Annotated in this window: 1 protein-coding gene; it reads right to left on the bottom strand. The window is 75.7% G+C overall.

The window, feature by feature from the left end:
• Positions 1 to 35: 35 nt before the first annotated feature.
• Positions 36 to 1,172 carry a ThiF family adenylyltransferase gene (locus tag E4099_RS31805; protein ID WP_135342558.1) on the bottom strand — a complete coding sequence of 379 codons (1,137 nt, stop codon included), beginning with the start codon at positions 1,170 to 1,172 and terminating at the stop codon, positions 36 to 38.
• Positions 1,173 to 1,697 lie beyond the last annotated feature (525 nt).

Here is a 1,697-nt window from a genome sequence, read left to right on the forward strand (position 1 = left end):
CCCCGGACCCCCGTCGCCCACCCAGCGGACGCCGGTCACCCGGCCATTGTCGCGTGCGCCGCCGACGGCGCCGAGGCGTATCCCTCGTCAGCGGAGCCGCTCGCGCCGCAGGCGCACTCCGAATGAGCCTGGATGTGTCGGGGATCCCAGGTCAGAGAGGGGAGGGCCGGTTCCAGGCGGGCTCCGGCAGTGGCAGGAAGCTGCCCATCGAGAAAGGTCAGGGCGTGTGCCGCGGCGGCTCCGGCGACCAAAGTGGACAGCGCCAGATCGCAGGCCGGCGTGGCCCGCCGCCGGCCGGACCGCCACTGCGCCAGCAGCCTCCCCCAGTAGGGTTCGCGCGCCGCCCGCACCGCGGCCATGCAGCCCGCGCAGGGCGTGAACCCCGGCAGCACCAGCGGTCCCACCACTCCCGTCGCCTCGACCACCCCCGCATACAGGTGGGGGATGCCGGCGGCGAGCAGTGGCTCCGCCTCAGCCGGATCCGGCACATAGGCCGCCAGCCCGTCCCGCGGCGCGATCACCACCAGCGACAGCGCGGCCTCGGCGCCCACCGCGGGACCCGCGCGGCGCCTGGACCGGGAGGACGGGGCCGCCCGACGCACCAGCCGGCGGGCGGCGGTGTCCCGGCGCTCTCCGATCTGCTCGGCCGCCAGTCCGCCCGGGGCGACGTCCCAGGGCTCCACACAGCCACCGTCCACCACATCGACCTGGCCGACCCCCGAGGCCGAGAGCACCGCGGCCACAGTGGCACCGACCCGCCCGGCACCCCGCACCTGCACCCGCATCGCCCGCCGGGCGCCGAGCACCCGCATCCCCGCCCCCGGCGCCGGATGCAGCACCGACAGCGAGGCCAGGTCCGGGCGGAGCCGGTCGAGCCCGCCGCCCTCCCGCACGGCCGATGACGTGGCGCTGCCATCGGTCGGATCGTCCAGCAGCCCGGCCGCGGCCAGCCGGCGCACCAGCTCATCGGCCCGGCCATCCGGCAGTCCCAGGCCCCGCGCCTCCGCGCGCAGCAGTGGCAGGCCCCGGGTGCCGTCGAGCAACTCCAGGAAGCTGCCGGAGGCGGTGTCCACCGGACCCAGCACCACCGCGTGCGCCGGAGTGACCCCGAACTGCACGGTGTCGCGGTTCCGCCAGCCGCGCCGCAGGGCGGGCTTGAGCATCGGATGCATGTCGTCCCGCAGACGGCGCCCGGCGATTCCCCCCTGGTGGGTGCCGTCCGGCGGGTGGTGTGTGGCGGTCTCCTCGTGGCGGGTGCCGACCGCCAGGTGGTGTGCGGCGCTTCCCGCGGGCCGGGTGCCGTCCGCCGCGCGGTGCCCCGAGCTGCCCGCGGGGCGCCTGTCCTCCGCCGTGCCGTGCGTGGTGCCCCTCATGAGTGGCATGTGTCTCCCCCTGGACCTCGCGCCCTTCCGCTGAACCGGTCGGGCGGTGTGGACTCAGGATGCGCCGGTTCGGCAAGCGGCTGCCGGGAGTTATCCACAGGAGTGCGTATTAGTAGGACAAGTGGTGGGTGCCCTGGAGCGGTCGCCGTCCGATGGCCTGCGGGACGGACGGGACGCCGTACGCCGCGAGCCGGTAGCGTCGGGGCGTGCCCGTCGACCCTGACCCCCGTTCCACCGAGGAATCCCTGTTCCGCCTCGCCGGCGGGACCCCGCCGAGGAGCACCGGGGCCCCTGTCTCTTATGCACATCTGACGC

It is taken from the genome of Streptomyces palmae, assembly GCF_004684805.1.
Taxonomy (GTDB): domain Bacteria; phylum Actinomycetota; class Actinomycetes; order Streptomycetales; family Streptomycetaceae; genus Streptomyces; species Streptomyces palmae.